This is a genomic window from Kitasatospora sp. Xyl93 (assembly GCF_055383135.1).
In genome coordinates this window covers 7,364,685-7,379,096 of record NZ_AP029185.1, presented here as the reverse complement: position 1 = coordinate 7,379,096, position 14,412 = coordinate 7,364,685, and the positions used below count along the sequence as shown (strand labels likewise).

The window sequence follows — 14,412 nt, the reverse complement described above, 5'->3', positions numbered from 1 at the left end:
ACGGCGCCGCCGTACCGCCGACCGACCGCTGAACCCTCGTGCGAGGGGCGTCAGTTGGCGCCTCCGCGCCCTTCGGAGCGGTACCGAACCGGCCTCGCCCGCGCCTGCGAAGCGCCGTCCGTACCCGCTCCGAATCCGCCTCCGCCGACCGGCGCGAAACCGAGATCGGGCCGACCAGGGGCCCGCTTTGACCGTGTTGACCCCTCAGTAGCGCCCTCCTATGCTCAACGGCATTCGCGACCAGGCACCGGGCCGGGGCCGCCCCGGCCGCCCGTTCCGTCGCCGCCTCCGGCTCGAAGGGTGTCCTCCCATCAGCACCTCCATCGCCCCCTCGGACTCCACCGGCCAGCCGGGCGACGCCGGACACCCGCTCGCCCACGCCCTCCCGTACGCCGCCGACGCTCCGACCAGCCCCACTGCCCCGGCCGCTCCGACCGGCCCGGCCTCCCGGGCGACGGCAGGCGGCCCCCGCCGCCGGCGCTTCCTCACCTACCTGCTGGCCGCACCCACCCTCACCGTCGCCGCCGGCCTCGGCGTCGACACCGCCGCGCCCGCCACCGCCCGGGCCGCCGCCCCCGCTCCCCCCGCGGGCTCCGTGCCGGTCCACGAGACCGCCCTCCCGAAGCAGTTGATCGGCCTGCCCGGCATCCCGGACATCGTCGACCTCGGCGACGCGATGATCATCGCCGGGCTGCCGACCGCGCACCTGCTGGTCCTCGAAGTCACCCCCGCCGGCCGCGCCGTCCTCCACCTGCCCCGGCTGGAGGTCGGCCAGGGCCTCACCACCGCGATCGCCATGATCGTCGCCGAGGAGCTCGACGCCCGGCTCTCCGACGTCGACGTCCCGCTCTCCGACGCCCGCCCCGAACTCGTCTTCAACCAGCTGACCGGCGGCTCCAACTCGATCCGCTCGCTGTACGACCCGGTGCGCGCCGCGGCCGCCGCCGCCCGGGCCCGGCTGGTGACCGCCGCCGCCAAGCGCTGGAACGTTCCCGCGACCACCCTGCGCACCGCCGACTCCGCCGTCGTGGCGCCCGACGGCCGCCGCCTCGGCTACGGCGACCTCGCCGCCGAGGCGGCCGGCGTCACCGCCCCCGCCGTCCCGGCCGTCCCCAAGAACCCCGACCAGCTGCGCCTGGTGGGCCGGCCGACCGGCCGGATCGACGCCCGCGACATCGTCACCGGGCGTGCCCAGTACGCCGGGGACCTCAGGATCCCGGGCGCCGTGCCCACCGTGGTCGCCCGCCCGACCACCGTCAACGGCACGCTCAGGTCCCTGGACGCCTCCGCCGCCCGCGCGATGCCCGGAGTCCTCGGCGTGGTGCGGATCCCGAGCGGCGTCGCCGTCCTGGCCGAGACCTTCGACCAGGCGCTCAAGGCCCGCGACGCGCTGCGCACCACCTGGAACCCGGGCCCGGTCGTCGGCCTGTCCGACGCCGACGTGCGGTCCCGACTGCGCGCCGCCCAGCTGCCGTCCCTCCCGCCGCCGCTGTTCGCCCACCGGGTGGAGGGGGAGTTCGACTTCGCCTTCGTCAACCACGCTCCGATGGAGGTGCTCACCGCCGTCGCCGACGTCCGGCCGAACCGGGCCGAGGTGTGGTTCGCCGCGCAGAGCCCGATCCTCGCCCAGGGCACCATCGCCGCCGAACTCGGCCTGCCGGAGAAGGCCGTCACCGTCCACGTGGTGCGCGGCGGCGGCTCGTTCGGCCGACGGCTGTTCTTCGACGCCGCCTTGGAGGCCGCCCAGGTCTCCAAGGCCGCCGGCCGCCCGGTCAAGCTGATGTGGACCCGCAACGACGACATGCGCCACGGCCGGGTCCGCCCGGCCAGCCACCACCTCGTCCGGGCCACCTACGGCCTCGGCCAGGTGTTCAGCTGGGAGCACCACGTGGCCGGCGTCCGGACCGACCTCGGCCACGGCCTCGGCGACATGCTCACCGCCGCCGGCTACGACCTCCCGCTGGCCGGCCTCACCGCCTCCGAGCTGTTCTTCCTGCTCACCGAGAAGATCCCGTACGACGTCGGGGTGCCCACCCAGCTGCTCGCCGAACTGCCGCTGGAGCTGAACACCGGCAGCTGGCGCTCGGTCTACTCGGGTACCGTCCGGGTCTCCGACGAGATCATGATGGACGAACTCGCCCGCCGGATGGGCGAGGACGAACTGGCCTTCCGCCGCGCCCGGATGCGCGGCGCCGCCGGGCGGGCGGTGCTGGACGAGCTCGCCGCGCGGGGCGGCTGGGGCCGCCCGATGCCCCCCGGCCACGCCCAGGGGATCGGCTACCACGACGAGCACAGCGCCTGCGTCGGCTACCTGGTCGAGCTGGACGCCACCGACCGGACCGACCCCCGGGTGACCAGGGCCGTCATCGTCGCCGACGTCGGCCGGGTGATCAACCCCAGGGGCCTGGAGGCCCAGCTGACCGGCGCGCTGGTCGACGGCATCTCGGTGATCCTCCGGGCCGGCAACCACCTGGACAACGGCGCCTTCCGGGAGGGCAGTTACGGCGACTTCCACTACGCCCGGCAGCGGCACACCCCGCCGGTGGTCGAGATCCACCTGATGCCGCCGAGCGGACCGCCCGGCGGCGCGGGCGAGGTGGGCGTCCCGGCCGCCTCCGCCGCCGTCGCCAACGCCTACGCCCGGGCGACCGGCACCAGCCCGCGCTCCTTCCCGATCAACTTCTGACGCACCGCCAACTCATGTCCCGCCAAGACTCCTGACCACCAGCCGAGGAATCCCGACTCCCCATGCCCACCCACACCTTCGTCCTCAACGGGCGGCCCGTCACCGTCGAGGCCCCGGACGACATGCCGCTGCTCTGGGTCCTGCGCGACAAGCTCGGCGTCACCGGTCCCAAGTACGGCTGCGGGGTGGGCGTCTGCCGCGCCTGCACCAGCCACCTGGACGGCCGGGAGTTCCAGCCCTGCACCCGGTCCGTCAAGGACTGCGCGGGCCACACCGTCACCACCATCGAGGGCCTGGCCGACGGCGAGGTCCTGCACCCGGTCCAGGAGGCCTGGCTCGCCTGCGACGTCGCCCAGTGCGGCTTCTGCCAGCCGGGCCAGATCATGACCGCCGTCGCCCTGCTGCGCCGCACCCCGAATCCGACGGACGCGGACATCGACCAGATCCAGAACATCTGCCGCTGCGGCACCTACCCGCGCATCCGCGAGGCGATCAAGCAGGCCGCCGCCCGGCGGGCCGCCGAGCACTGATCCGGACCGGCACCGCCGGTCGGCCCTGCGCGGCCTCGCCACCCGTCACGAGAAGCCCGCCACCGCCCGCCGGGCGGGGACTCCGCGTCGCCGGGCTCGTCGTCCGGTCCGCCCGCTGATCCGCGGACAGGGCCTACGGCGCGTCCCGGGGGTCGCGGCCGAATAAGGCGGCGAGCCGGTCGTACGCCGGGGCGTCCTCGGGCACGGCGACGGCGGGGCCGAAGGCGTGGTGGTCCTCCTCGGCGCCGCGGTACTCGGGCTTGAGCGCGCCCTCGGCCCAGGCCAGCGCGACGCGTGCGACCTCGTGGTCCAGGCCCTCGGTGGACTGGCCGGTGGCGCGGGCCAGGTCCCAGCCGTGGACGGCGAATTCGGCGATCTGCTGGTCCACCGGGAAGCGGGCCGGCAGGGTGCCGAAGCCGGGGACCTCCAGGGTGCCGCCGAGGTCGCCGGCCGCGCGCCAGGCGCCTACCAGCTCCTCCGCCCCGGCCTCGAAGGCGTGCAGCCAGTCCTCCTCGACCCGGTCGAAGGGCTGCGACCAGTCCGGCTGCCCGCCCTTCGCCCGTACGGTGAACTGCCGCAGGTCGTACAGGAGATGGCTGACCAGGTCGCCGACGTCCCAGGAGCGGCAGGGCGTCGGGTGGCCGGCCAGCTCGACGCCGGTGCCGTCGATCAGCCCGGCGGTCTGCGCGAGGGCCCGGGCGAGCAGCCCGATCGGGTCTTCCGCTGCGGTCATGGCACACCTCTCGGTACGGGGTCCCGGTGCGGGAGCGCGGTGTCGTGCCGGGTGATCGTAAGCGCGGGCGCCGACCACCGCCCGGCACGACACCGTGCGGCCCCCGCGCGTCAGGCGGCGAAGCCGCCGTCCACCGCCAGCTCCGCGCCGCTGACGTACCGGCCGTCCCCGCCCACCAGGTAGGCGACGGCGGCGGCGACCTCCGCACCGGTGCCGTAGCGGCCGAGCGCGGTGAGCCCGCTCTGGAACTCCGCCGAGGGGCCGTCGGCCGGGTTCATGTCGGTGTCGATCGGCCCGGGGTGGACGAGGTTGGCGGTGATCCCGCGCGGCCCGAGCTCCCGGGCCAGCGCCTTGGTCAGACCGATCAGCGCCGCCTTGCTGGTCGCGTACAGCGTGGCGCCGGGGAAGGCGACGCGCTGGGCGACGCAACTGCCGACGGTGACGATCCGCCCGCCGTCGGCCAGGTGCGCGCAGGCCGCCCGGGCGTAGAGGAAGGGGGCACGGACGTTCACCTCCAGCGTCCGGTCGACGTCCTCCAGCGTGAGCTCGCCGATCGGGCCGAGGACGCCGACGCCCGCGTTGTTCACCAGGACGTCCAGCCTCCCGAACCGCTCGACGACGGCCTCGACCACGCCCTGCACCGCCTGCGGGTCGGCGCTGTCCGCCCGTACGGCCCAGCCGGTCCGCCCCATCGCGGTGATCTTCGCGACGACCTCCTCGGCCCGCTCCGCGCCGCCCTGGTAGGTCAGCACCACGTCGGCGCCGTCCTCCGCCAGCCGCAGGGCGACCGCCGCCCCGATTCCCCGGCTGCCACCGGTCACCAGGGCCACCTTGCCGTCGAGGCCGTCGCCACCGTTGCGCACTGCCGCACCGTTCATGGTCATCTCTCCAGAACTCCTCGTTCCGATCTCGGACATGACTCGATCCTGGTCCGGCGCGCTTCAAACCTCCGGCGGTATTCGGACGTTGCGTTCAACGTTCAACAACGCTTCCAAGCGCCCCGCGCCCCGGCGTGCGCACCTGCCACCGGTCGGACCACCGGCCACCGGCCGCCGGGTCGGCTCCGGCGCGTGCGAACGGCGGCACGACCTTCCGTCCGCCGCCCCGGACCCTCCGAACCGGACCCTGCCGACGCCCGCCGACTCCTGCCGGCCCCGTCGACACGGGGAACACCGCGCCCCCGCGCGGTCGGCCACCCGGGGGCAGCCCGCGAAACAGCCCCCGAACGGCCCGTGAACGGCCCGCCAACGCGACGGAACCGGCCGAGCGGCCACCCCCGTCCAGGGTGGCCGCTCGGCCGGTTCGAAGGCTCCGTCAGGCGTCGGCCGTCGGACCGGACCCGCGAGGCGGGGATCCCGCCAGGCAGAAGGGACGTCAGGCCGAAAGCCCGTCGGGCGCGGATCCCGTCAGACGGCCAGCGTCTGGCCCGGGAAGATCAGGTCCGGGTCGCCGCCGATGACGCGCACGTTGTTCCGGTAGAGGCTGTCCGTGTCGGTGCCGAACTTGGCCGCGATGTCGCTCAGGGTGTCACCGCTCCTGACGGTGTAGCCACCCGCCGCGGTGTTCTTCGGTGCGACCGGCGTGACCGGCGCGGACTGCGCGGGCTTGGCCGCGGGCTGCCCCTTGGGCGCCTGCGACTTGGCCGCCGGCTTGGCGACGGGCGCGGCGGCGGGCTTCGCCGCCGGCTTGGCCGCGGGCTTGGCCGCCTTCGTGCTCGGCTTGGCCGGCTTGGCCGCCGCGCCGTCGGAGGTGTCGACGGCGGCCGGGGCGCCGCCCCTGCCCAGGCCCGCCTTCTGCGAGCAGACGGGCCAGGCGCCCGGGCCCTGCGAGGCGAGGACCTTCTCCGCGACGGCGATCTGCTGCGCCCTGGTCGCCTTGCCGGCCTGGGCGGCGTAGGCGGTCCCGCCGTACGCGGCCCAGGTGGACGGGGTGAACTGCAGTCCGCCGTGGAAGCCGTTGCCGGTGCTGATGCTCCAGTTCCCGCCGCTCTCGCACTGGGCGACGGCGTCCCAGGTCGAGGCGGTGGCGGCGGAGGCCGAGGTGGCCGTGACGAGGCCGGCCACCGGCAGGGCCGCGACGGCGGCGCCCGCGACGACCGCCATCCGAACGCGGTGGCGCTTGGCGGTGGCGGTGGTGTCGGTGGCAGCGGCGGTCTCGTGACGGGGATTCATACAAGTCCTCTCGACAAGTCCCGGGTGGGCATGCGGAACCAGGCCCGGGACAGGGGCCGGCAGTTTTTCGCTCACCTCACTCGACGGGCGGCCGGACACGTGTCGGACGTGCCGTGCCGCCCCGGTCACCTCCGCGCGCCGACGGCCTGTTCGAGCCGGCCTGGTCGGCGGGCACCGCCCTCGCGCCGCTGGTCAGGCGGCGGGCAGTGCGTCGGGGTGAACCCGGGTGGCGCTCGTTGCGCCGCCAACGAAGCTAGGGGGCATCACCCGGACGCAGCAAGCAATTCTTGGACGCCGCAGGTCAGTTGACTGTTACCGGCGGTACAGATCAAGAAAAGGTGCCCGATTTGACCATTTTTGACCGTATTTTCAAGATCAAATGGTCGAATTCCGTGCCCTCGCTCACATCTATCCCTCCGAGAAAGCTCACACGCCATCCACGCCGAGGAATCGTCAGGTGACGCACCGTCACCACCGCACCCGGAGTTCCCGGTTCCGCACCGTCGCCGAGTGGGATCCGTCACGGCCGCTACTCACCGAGACCGCGAAATCACTGGACGTGACGGCCGTCGAGCTCCGCGTCCCGGGCCAACAGCGCCGCCTGGACCCGGTTCTCGCAGCCCAGCTTGGCCAGGATCCGGCTGACGTAGGTCTTCACCGTCGCCTCGCTCATGTGGATCCGCGCTCCCGCGTCGGCGTTGGACAGACCCTCTCCGAGCAGCGCCAACACCTCCAGCTCGCGCGGGGTGAGCACCTCCAGCCGGCGCCGCGCCGCCACCGCGCGGGCGGCCAGCGAGGCGCTGCGCCCGGACGCCAGCGAGTCGACGATGTGCCGGGTGGCGGCCGGGGAGAGGAAGGCGTTGCCGCCCGCGGCCGCCCGGACGGCCTGGATCAGCTCGTTCGGCGCGGTGTCCTTGAGCAGGAAGCCGGCCCCGCCCTCGGTCACGGCGCGCAGGACGTTCTCGCGCTCCCCGAAGGTGGTGAGGATCAACGCCCGCGCGCCGGGGGCGACCTTCGCCAGCTCCGCGAGCGCCGTCAGCCCGTCCATCACCGGCATCTGAATGTCCAGCAGCACGACGTCCACCCGGTGCGCCCGCGCGAGCTCCAGCGCCTCCCGCCCGTCGGCGGCCTCCGCGACCACCTCGATGTCGTCGGCGGAGCCGAGGATCATCCTGATCCCGGCCCGGATCAGCGGCTCGTCGTCGGCGACGAGGACTCGGATCACGCTGGTCATTCCCCCTCGAACGGTGCTTCGGCTGCGGCACCATCCTCACATCCCGGCGGGCCGCTCCGAACCACCCCGGTCCCGACCACCGCGCTCCGAAACCGGCCCGGACCGGACCGGTCGGAGCACCCGCCCGCGCACGGGGGCACTCAGACCCGGGCGACGTACTCCTGTTTCTCCACCAACGCCCCGTCCCGGAAGCAGAATCGCGCCACGTGCTCCTCGTTCCAGCCGGCACCGGGCGCACCGCTCAGGACGAACCAGCGGCAGTGCGCGCCCACCGGCGCCTCCGGACCCGTCCCCTTGTACGTGTCGGTGAAGAAGTCGTTGCCGCGCGGCAGCGTCTGCAGCACCTCCGTCTCCGCGGTGCCGACCCTGATCTGGTCGTACATCGGCTTCTGCACGGTCGCGTCGTTGGTGCCCTTGACGAAGGCGACCACGCTCCAGACCAGCAGGCCGAGCACGACCAGCGCGACCACCACCACCCCGAGCGCGCAGCCCATCGCCGGGCTGCGCCGCCGGCCCTCCGCCTCCTCGACCGGCGGCAGGCCGTCCACCGTCCAGTCCTCGGCCCCGCCCGTCGCCGCCGCGTCCTGCTCCGCCCCCTCGTACGGGAGGACGCCCGCCAGCCGGAAGCCGTGCTCCGGCGTGGGACCGGCGTGCACCATGCCGCCGACCAACCGGGCGCGCTCCCGCAGGCCGGCCAGCCCCTGGCCGCCGCTGACCGCGGCGCCCGCGCCGACCCGTGCCCCCACGAGCTCCGGCGCGCGGGTGTTGGTCACCTCCACGACCAGCGCGTCCGGCTCGTACCGCAGCGCGACGCCGATCGGCGCGCCGGGGGCGTGCTTGTGCGCGTTGGTGAGCGCCTCCTGCACGATCCGGTACGCCGCGTGGTCGACGGAGGCCGACAGCGGACGCCGCTCGCCCTCCACGGTGAGCTCGATCTCCGTCCCGGCCGCCCGGGAGGACTCCACCAGTTCCCCGACACCGTCCACCCCGCCCCGGGCCGGCGGCCCGGCGGCGGCCGGCCCGGGGGTGGGCGGCAGCGCCGTCGACTCGTCGTGCAGCACCCCGACCACCTCGCGCAGCTCGCGCATCGCCGCGACCGCCGCTTGCCGCAGCACTCCGACCGCCTCGCGCTGCCGGTCGGTGAGCGTCCGGTCCACCTCCAGCGCACCCGAGTGCACCGAGATCAGCGCCAGTTGGTGGCCGAGGCTGTCGTGCATGTCCTGGGCGATCCGGTGCCGCTCGCGCAGCCGCGCCTGGTGCACCACCATGACCCGCTCGCGCAGCAGCTGCTCGTTGCGCTCGCGCAGCGCGTCCAGCAGGGCGCGGCGCTGCGCCCGGTAGCGGCCGTAGAGCGCGGGCAGCACGGCGGACACCAGGAAGAAGCCGAGCGACAACGGCAGGACGAGCTTCGGCGAGAGCGAGGTGAAGTCCTTCAGTACGCCCGTGGCGGTGAACAGCACCCACCCCACGACGAAGGCGCCGACCAGCGACCACACCCGGCGGATCCGCGCCCCGGCCGTCCAGCCCGCGCAGACCAGCAGCGGCATCGGCCCGACCGCCCAGCCGGCGAGGGCCGCGGCGGCGAGCAGCACGGTGGCCGGCAGCCCCCTGCGCAGCACCCACAGCACCGCGACGGCGAGGCCGAAGGACACCGCCAGACCGCTGTTGGAGAGCAGTTCCAGCAGCGCGGCGAACCCGCCCATCACCAGGGCGAGCACCGCCTCGCCGACCACCCGCCGGGGCCGCCAGGGCCCCGGCAGCGCCGTCCGTACCACTGTCTTCCAGGCCCGCGCGATCGCTTCCACGCGTCGAGGCTATCGGTCCGGCCGGGGCGCCCGCCGTCCTCCTTCGTCGCCGCCCGGTGCCGACGAAAGTCGCCTGGACGGGCTCCGGCGAGGGGCCCGCCCGACCGCCGGTCAGCTGCTCACCGGGGCCCGACCGTTGGGCCGGTCAGCCGAAGGCCGTGAGCAGCAGCGCCACGTCGTCCACCCGGCGGGTCGAGCCGACCTCGCGCAGCAGCCGCTCGGCCGTCTGCTCCAGTCCCTCCCCCGCCGGGGCCCGGGCCAGCGCGGCCCGCAGCCGCTCCACGCCCTGGTCGATCGCCACCGCCGGGTCCTCCACCAGCCCGTCGGTGTAGAGGGCGAGCACCGCTCCGTGGCCCAGCCGCAGGTCGCTGACCGGGTAGTCGGCCCGTTCGTCGACCCCGAGCAGCGGCCCACCAGCGACGTACAGCGCCTCGGTCCGGCCGCCGGGGTGGCGCAGCACCGGCGGGAGGTGCCCGGCCCGGGCGATCCGGGCGAGGCCGACGGCCGGCGTCAGCCGGACCAGGCAGCAGCTGGCGAGCAGTCCGGGGTCGAGGTCGAGCAGCAGCCGGTTGGTGCGGGCGAGCACCTCGTCGGGCGGGTCGCCGCCGGTGGCGAAGGCGCGCACGGCGCTGCGCAGCTGCCCCATCGTGGCGGCCGCGCCGACGCTGTGGCCCTCGACGTCGCCGATCACCAGGGTGACGTCCGGGCCGGTGACGATCGCGTCGTACCAGTCGCCGCCGATCTCCATGCCCTGGGTGCCGGGCAGGTAGCGGGCGGTGATCCGGATGCCGGGCGCCTCGGGCAGCCGGTGCGGCAGCAGCGCCTGCTGCAGCCCGCGGGCGAGCGTGAACTCGGCGTCGTACAGCCGGGCGCGCTCCAGGGCCTGGGCGATGAAGCCGCCGAGCGCGGTGAGCAGGCCGCGCTCCTCCACGGTGAAGGAGCGCGGCAGGTCGAAGCCGAGGATGCAGCTGCCGACCGGCCGGCCGGAGGCGATCAGCGGCAGGAAGGCCCAGGCGCCCATCTCGTCCAGGGCCAGGCCGGGGTAGGTGGCGGCGAGTTCGCGCACCGACTCGAAGAAGATCGGGGTGCCGGTGCTGAGCGTCTCCGAGCCGGGCACCCGGGCGTCGGTCGGCAGGCCCTCGAAGGCGTCCAGGAAGCCGTCCGGGTAGCCGGTCTGCAGGAGCAGGTGGAGGCGCTGCTCGCGCACCGCGTAGATCGCGAGCTCCTGGCCGCCGAAGGCCGGCAGGATCTCCTCGGCCACCGCCCGGCAGACGTCCCGCACGGTGACGGCCTCGGTGAGCGCGCTGGCCAGCTGGAGCAGGTGGTGGGTGTCGCCCACCCCGGTGCGGGCGGCGGGCGGCGGGGTGACGGGCGGTTCGGCGGCGCCCGGCGGTGCCTCGGCCGCGAACACCCGGCCGGTGACGCCGTGCGCGTCCGGGTAGAGGGAGAAGGCGAGCCAGCCGGCGGGCGGGCGGGCGGCCAGGAAGGCGGTCGGCTGCTGGGAGAGCAGGGTGGCGCGGTACCGGTTCTCGTAGAAGGGGTCGGCGAGCCAGGGCAGCACCTCCCAGGGCTGGTGGCCGATCAGCTCCTCGCGGCGGGCCCCGAGCAGCGGTTCGACGGCGTGGTTGGCGTAGCTGATCCGGCCGTCCGGGTCGAGCGAGAACACGCCCTCGTGCAGCCGCTCGACGGCGGCCGCGGCGGCGGTGAGGGCCCGTGCGTCCAGCACCGCGCCGACCAGGTGGGTCCGGCCGTCGGAGATCGCCACGGGCACCCGCGCCCACAGTTCCACCGGGTAGGGCCGGCCGTCCGGTCCGAGCACCCGGACCCGGGCGGCCAGCACCTCGCCGCGCTCCAGCGCGATGCGGGCGGCGGCCCGGAACTCGGGCAGGTCGCCGGGGGCGACCCGGCGGTTCAGCGCGGCCACCGTGCCGTCGAACTCACCCGGCCCGAAGCCGAAGATCTCCTGGAACCGCTCGTCGGCGGCGAGCGCCCCGGTGGCGACGTCCCAGTCGAACAGCCCGACCCGGGTGGCCGGCACCGCCGGTGGCGGCAGCTCCACCACGGCCACCTCGCCGCCCGGCTCCACCGACTGCGCGGGCTCCGCCAACCCCGCCAGTTCGGCGCCCAGTCGGTCGGCCACCTCGGTCAGCCGCCGGACGGCCGATTCCGGCACCCCCTCGTCCGAGGCGGGCCACAGTCCGCTCAGCACCCCGAACCGCTCCCCGCCGTGCGCCACCGGCACGCAGGCGGAGGCGAAGTCGTACGGCATGCCCACCGCGAGCTGCGGGAAGCGCCGCATGGTGTCCTCGGTGTCGGTCAGGGTGATCACGTGCCCGGTCCGGAAGCAGGCCGCGACCGGCATCGGCCCGGCGGCGGGCACCCGCCGGAACGGGCTGATCACCGCCAGCGGTACGCCCGCGACCGTGCGCAGCACCAGCGACCGGCGGTCCCGCGAGCGCAGGTACACCAGCGCGCCGTACGCCCCGGTGGTCCCGAGCACCCGGCGCACCGCCTCGGCGAACAGCTCGTCCCGCCGGTGGTCCGCCTGCCCGACGGTGTCCTGGACGGACCTCGGGGCCGACCGGTCCGCCTCCGCGCCGGACCCGGGCTCCCGCGGCCGGTCCGGACCGGGCCGCGCACCAGGGGCCCCACCGGTCGCGTGCGGATGGCGCATGCTCTTTTGCTACGCCCGGCCCGCAACCGTGTCAAGGCGAGTCCGCACCCGCACCGGGGCCCGGCTGAGGCCCGCGGGACACGCCCCGAGCTGCCCGGGGGCCCGGCGTGCCCCAGCATGGACGGCATGCCGAGCGATTCCCGCCGCACCACCGTGGTCAACCTCAAGGGCCACCGCGACGACCCCGGGTACCAGGACGTCGTCTACGTCGGCCGCGCCATGCACCGCGGCGGCTGGCACCTCGACGAGTCCCCGCTGCACTGCCCGTACCGGCCCGGGCCGGACCTCACCCGGGAGGAGATGGTCGTCAAGTACCGCGCCCACCTGCTCGCCCACCCGGAGCTGCTGGCCCTCGTCCCGCCCCTGCGCGGCCACCGCCTCGGCTGCTGGTGCGCCCCGCTCCCCTGCCACGCCGACGTCCTCGCCGACCTGGCCGACCACCCGCCGGGCAAGCACTGACGCCGCCGTCAGACCCCGGAGAGGTCCACCTCCACGGGATACGGCACCACGGCCTTGACCAGCCCGGTGAACAGCTCCCCCACCCGGTACGCGGCGCCGGCCGCGTCCAGTACGTAGGTGTGGACGATCGGCACCCGGCCGGCGGCCTGCTCGACCCGCCAGTAGAACGGGATGCCCGCCTTGGCGTACTGGTCCAGCTTGACCACCCGGTCCGTGGTCTCCGAGCCCGGCGAGACCACCTCGACCAGCAGCAGGACGTGGTGGGGTCTGGTCGGCGACTCGTCGATCGTGTCCGCGCGGTAGACCACGACGTCCGGTCGGCGGTTGTTCAGCGGTACGTCCTGCAGCCGGACGTCGAAGTCGGTGTCGGCGTTCCATTCGACGCCACCCGCCTCGTCCAGGGCGTTCGCCAGGAACCGGGCGAGCCGGTTGTGCCGCTTGGAAGCGCTCGGGGACACGACCACCATCCCGTCGACGATCTCGATGCCCGCGCACTGCTCATCGGTCCAGGAGTCGTACTGCTCACTGGTGATCTGCCGGTGCATCCACTCGGGTGCGATCATCTCGGCCGTCACGGCGTACCTCCCCTGGGCTGCTGGGCGGGCCTCGTGCTGTGTGCCACAGCCTAGTACGGGCGTTGCGGGGGTTTCGGACGGTTCGGGAACTGTTCGATATTCTCCGGGCGGGTGGTGGCGTGGGGCCGCCGGTGGGGAAGCGAGAGCCGTATGCAGTCGCCGTCGTCCGGAGGGCCCGCGCGCGAGTCGTCGTGGCAGTGGGACGGGGAAACCGGCGGCGGCGAGGCCAGCGAGGACGTGGTCGCGGGCGGCGGGGAGCGGCCGCGGCCGAGTCGGCGGCGGTTGCTGGCCGGGGCCGGGGTGCTCGCGGCGGGCGGAGCCGCCTGGGCGTTCGGCCGTTCGGGTGTCGGTGGCGCCCTGCCCGCGCCGGAGCCGACCAGGCCGGCCCCGACCGCGCTGTCCGGGCCGACGCCGCTCTGGACCTACCGCGGCCCGGAGGCGATGACGCCCGAGCGGCTCACCGACCCGCCGGGGCGGCCCCTCTACCTCTCCAAGAACGGTCTGCAGGTCCTCGACCCCGCCAAGGGGACCCCGGGCCGGCTGCTGGTCTTCGACCCGCCGCCCTCCCGCAACTGGCCGAGCGACCTCGACACCCTCGGCAAGCTGGTGCTGGGGCCCGACCACCTCTTCACCACGTTCCAGGGCCACGTCGAGGCCCGCCACTTCACCGACCCCGCCGCCGACTGGAGCCTGCCGCTGCCCGACGAGCTCCAGGGGCAGACCCGGCTGTCCGGCTACGACCGCCATGACCCCGGCGTCCTCTACGGCTACTCCTGGGGCCGCCCGCGGGCCGACGGCACCCCGGCGGACAACCGGGTCTTCGCGCTGCGGGTCACCGACCGCTCCCTGCTCTGGTCCGTCCGCACCGAGCAGGAGGAACAGCCCGTCACCCCCGCCACCCACAGCGGCGGCCACCTGCTCGCCTGCGTCCGTTTCCTCGGCGGCCGCGCCGAGCTGGTGGTCCGGGACGCCGCCACCGGCCGCGAGCTGTGGACCGCCCCCGGTGAGGAGGACCAGCGCTGGTGCGTCAGCGACGCGGGCGGCTTCCTCGTCCCCGACGGCAACGGCGGCGTGCGTGCGCTGCGGGCCACCGGCGAGCCGGCCTGGACGCACTCCCCCGCCCGGGACGATTCCCGGCGGGCGCTGCCGCCCCTCCCGGACGGCCCCCAGGTCTACGTCCCGTGGGACCAGGGCGTCGTCACCTGCCACGACTCGTCCTCCGGCGCCGTGCTCTGGTCCTGCCGGCTGCCGTTCCCGCTGGACCGCCGCAGCCGTCCGCTGACCGGCGACGGGACGCTGTTCGTCCCGGGTACGGCGGTCGGCGGGGTCGCCGCGATCCACACCTCGACCGGCGAACTCCGCTGGACCTTCCACGATTCCGGCCCCGGCAAGGACGTCTGGACCCTCGCCTCCGACGGCGGCCGCCTCTACGCGGGCCACGACGACGTCCTGCACGCGCTGCCGCTGAACTGAGCGCGCGCCCGAGGGAACGGCGGGACGGCACGGTCCACCAGGCCGACACGGACCGTCAGTACGGCACGGACC

Annotated in this window: 11 protein-coding genes; 4 read left to right on the top strand and 7 right to left on the bottom strand. The window is 75.0% G+C overall.

The annotated features are described in order from the left end of the window. Positions 1 to 220: 220 nt before the first annotated feature. Together ACZ5GH_RS32050 and ACZ5GH_RS32045 are read left to right on the top strand one after the other, a co-directional pair. Positions 221 to 2,686 (top strand): xanthine dehydrogenase family protein molybdopterin-binding subunit, encoded by a 2,466-nt coding sequence (locus tag ACZ5GH_RS32050; RefSeq protein ID WP_464336018.1) that lies wholly within the window; start codon positions 221 to 223, stop codon positions 2,684 to 2,686. A 62-nt stretch (positions 2,687 to 2,748) separates the two neighbouring features. Then, entirely contained in the window at positions 2,749 to 3,216 is a 468-nt protein-coding gene (locus tag ACZ5GH_RS32045; protein ID WP_387753947.1) for a (2Fe-2S)-binding protein, read from the top strand. Between the two features lie 133 nt (positions 3,217 to 3,349). On the opposite strand, the gene ACZ5GH_RS32040 is transcribed toward ACZ5GH_RS32045, so the two are convergent. The 6 genes from ACZ5GH_RS32040 to ACZ5GH_RS32015 all read right to left on the bottom strand — a co-directional run bounded on the left by ACZ5GH_RS32040 (position 3,350) and on the right by ACZ5GH_RS32015 (position 11,833). Beyond that, positions 3,350 to 3,949 carry a TIGR03086 family metal-binding protein gene (locus ACZ5GH_RS32040; protein ID WP_464336017.1) on the bottom strand — a complete coding sequence of 200 codons (600 nt, stop codon included), beginning with the start codon at positions 3,947 to 3,949 and terminating at the stop codon, positions 3,350 to 3,352. A 110-nt stretch (positions 3,950 to 4,059) separates the two neighbouring features. Further along, positions 4,060 to 4,827, bottom strand: a complete 768-nt coding sequence (locus ACZ5GH_RS32035) for an SDR family NAD(P)-dependent oxidoreductase (protein ID WP_387754078.1) — start codon at positions 4,825 to 4,827, stop codon at positions 4,060 to 4,062. 528 nt (positions 4,828 to 5,355) lie between these two features. After that, positions 5,356 to 6,120, bottom strand: a complete 765-nt coding sequence (locus tag ACZ5GH_RS32030; protein WP_387753951.1) for a transglycosylase family protein — start codon at positions 6,118 to 6,120, stop codon at positions 5,356 to 5,358. A 550-nt stretch (positions 6,121 to 6,670) separates the two neighbouring features. After that, complete coding sequence (locus ACZ5GH_RS32025; RefSeq protein ID WP_387754081.1) at positions 6,671 to 7,345, bottom strand: response regulator transcription factor; 675 nt, start codon at positions 7,343 to 7,345, stop codon at positions 6,671 to 6,673. Positions 7,346 to 7,494: 149 nt separating this feature from the next. Further along, positions 7,495 to 9,159: a sensor histidine kinase gene (locus ACZ5GH_RS32020; protein ID WP_464336016.1), complete on the bottom strand. Its 1,665-nt coding sequence runs from the start codon at positions 9,157 to 9,159 to the stop codon at positions 7,495 to 7,497. A 145-nt stretch (positions 9,160 to 9,304) separates the two neighbouring features. Continuing rightward, positions 9,305 to 11,833, bottom strand: coding sequence for a SpoIIE family protein phosphatase (locus ACZ5GH_RS32015; RefSeq protein WP_464336015.1), 2,529 nt, complete (start codon positions 11,831 to 11,833; stop codon positions 9,305 to 9,307). A 126-nt stretch (positions 11,834 to 11,959) separates the two neighbouring features. Between ACZ5GH_RS32015 and ACZ5GH_RS32010 the strand changes: the two genes are divergently transcribed. Continuing rightward, positions 11,960 to 12,292, top strand: a complete 333-nt coding sequence (locus ACZ5GH_RS32010; protein ID WP_387753957.1) for a DUF4326 domain-containing protein — start codon at positions 11,960 to 11,962, stop codon at positions 12,290 to 12,292. Between the two features lie 8 nt (positions 12,293 to 12,300). On the opposite strand, the gene ACZ5GH_RS32005 is transcribed toward ACZ5GH_RS32010, so the two are convergent. After that, entirely contained in the window at positions 12,301 to 12,867 is a 567-nt protein-coding gene (locus tag ACZ5GH_RS32005; RefSeq protein ID WP_387753960.1) for a Uma2 family endonuclease, read from the bottom strand. Positions 12,868 to 13,017: 150 nt separating this feature from the next. Here ACZ5GH_RS32005 and ACZ5GH_RS32000 point away from each other — a divergent pair, with 150 nt between their 5' ends. Beyond that, complete coding sequence (locus ACZ5GH_RS32000; protein ID WP_464336014.1) at positions 13,018 to 14,340, top strand: outer membrane protein assembly factor BamB family protein; 1,323 nt, start codon at positions 13,018 to 13,020, stop codon at positions 14,338 to 14,340. The last annotated feature ends 72 nt before the right edge of the window (positions 14,341 to 14,412 follow it).

What these genes read in the sequence shown, in the direction of transcription:
- ACZ5GH_RS32050 (WP_464336018.1), top strand. Translation starts at nt 221, where the DNA reads ATGCTCAACGGCATTCGCGACCAGGCACCGGGCCGGGGCCGCCCCGGC.
- ACZ5GH_RS32045 (WP_387753947.1), top strand. Translation starts at nt 2,749, where the DNA reads ATGCCCACCCACACCTTCGTCCTCAACGGGCGGCCCGTCACCGTCGAG.
- ACZ5GH_RS32040 (WP_464336017.1), bottom strand. Translation starts at nt 3,949, where the DNA reads ATGACCGCAGCGGAAGACCCGATCGGGCTGCTCGCCCGGGCCCTCGCG.
- ACZ5GH_RS32035 (WP_387754078.1), bottom strand. Translation starts at nt 4,827, where the DNA reads ATGAACGGTGCGGCAGTGCGCAACGGTGGCGACGGCCTCGACGGCAAG.
- ACZ5GH_RS32030 (WP_387753951.1), bottom strand. Translation starts at nt 6,120, where the DNA reads ATGAATCCCCGTCACGAGACCGCCGCTGCCACCGACACCACCGCCACC.
- ACZ5GH_RS32015 (WP_464336015.1), bottom strand. Translation starts at nt 11,833, where the DNA reads ATGCGCCATCCGCACGCGACCGGTGGGGCCCCTGGTGCGCGGCCCGGT.
- ACZ5GH_RS32010 (WP_387753957.1), top strand. Translation starts at nt 11,960, where the DNA reads ATGCCGAGCGATTCCCGCCGCACCACCGTGGTCAACCTCAAGGGCCAC.
- ACZ5GH_RS32000 (WP_464336014.1), top strand. Translation starts at nt 13,018, where the DNA reads ATGCAGTCGCCGTCGTCCGGAGGGCCCGCGCGCGAGTCGTCGTGGCAG.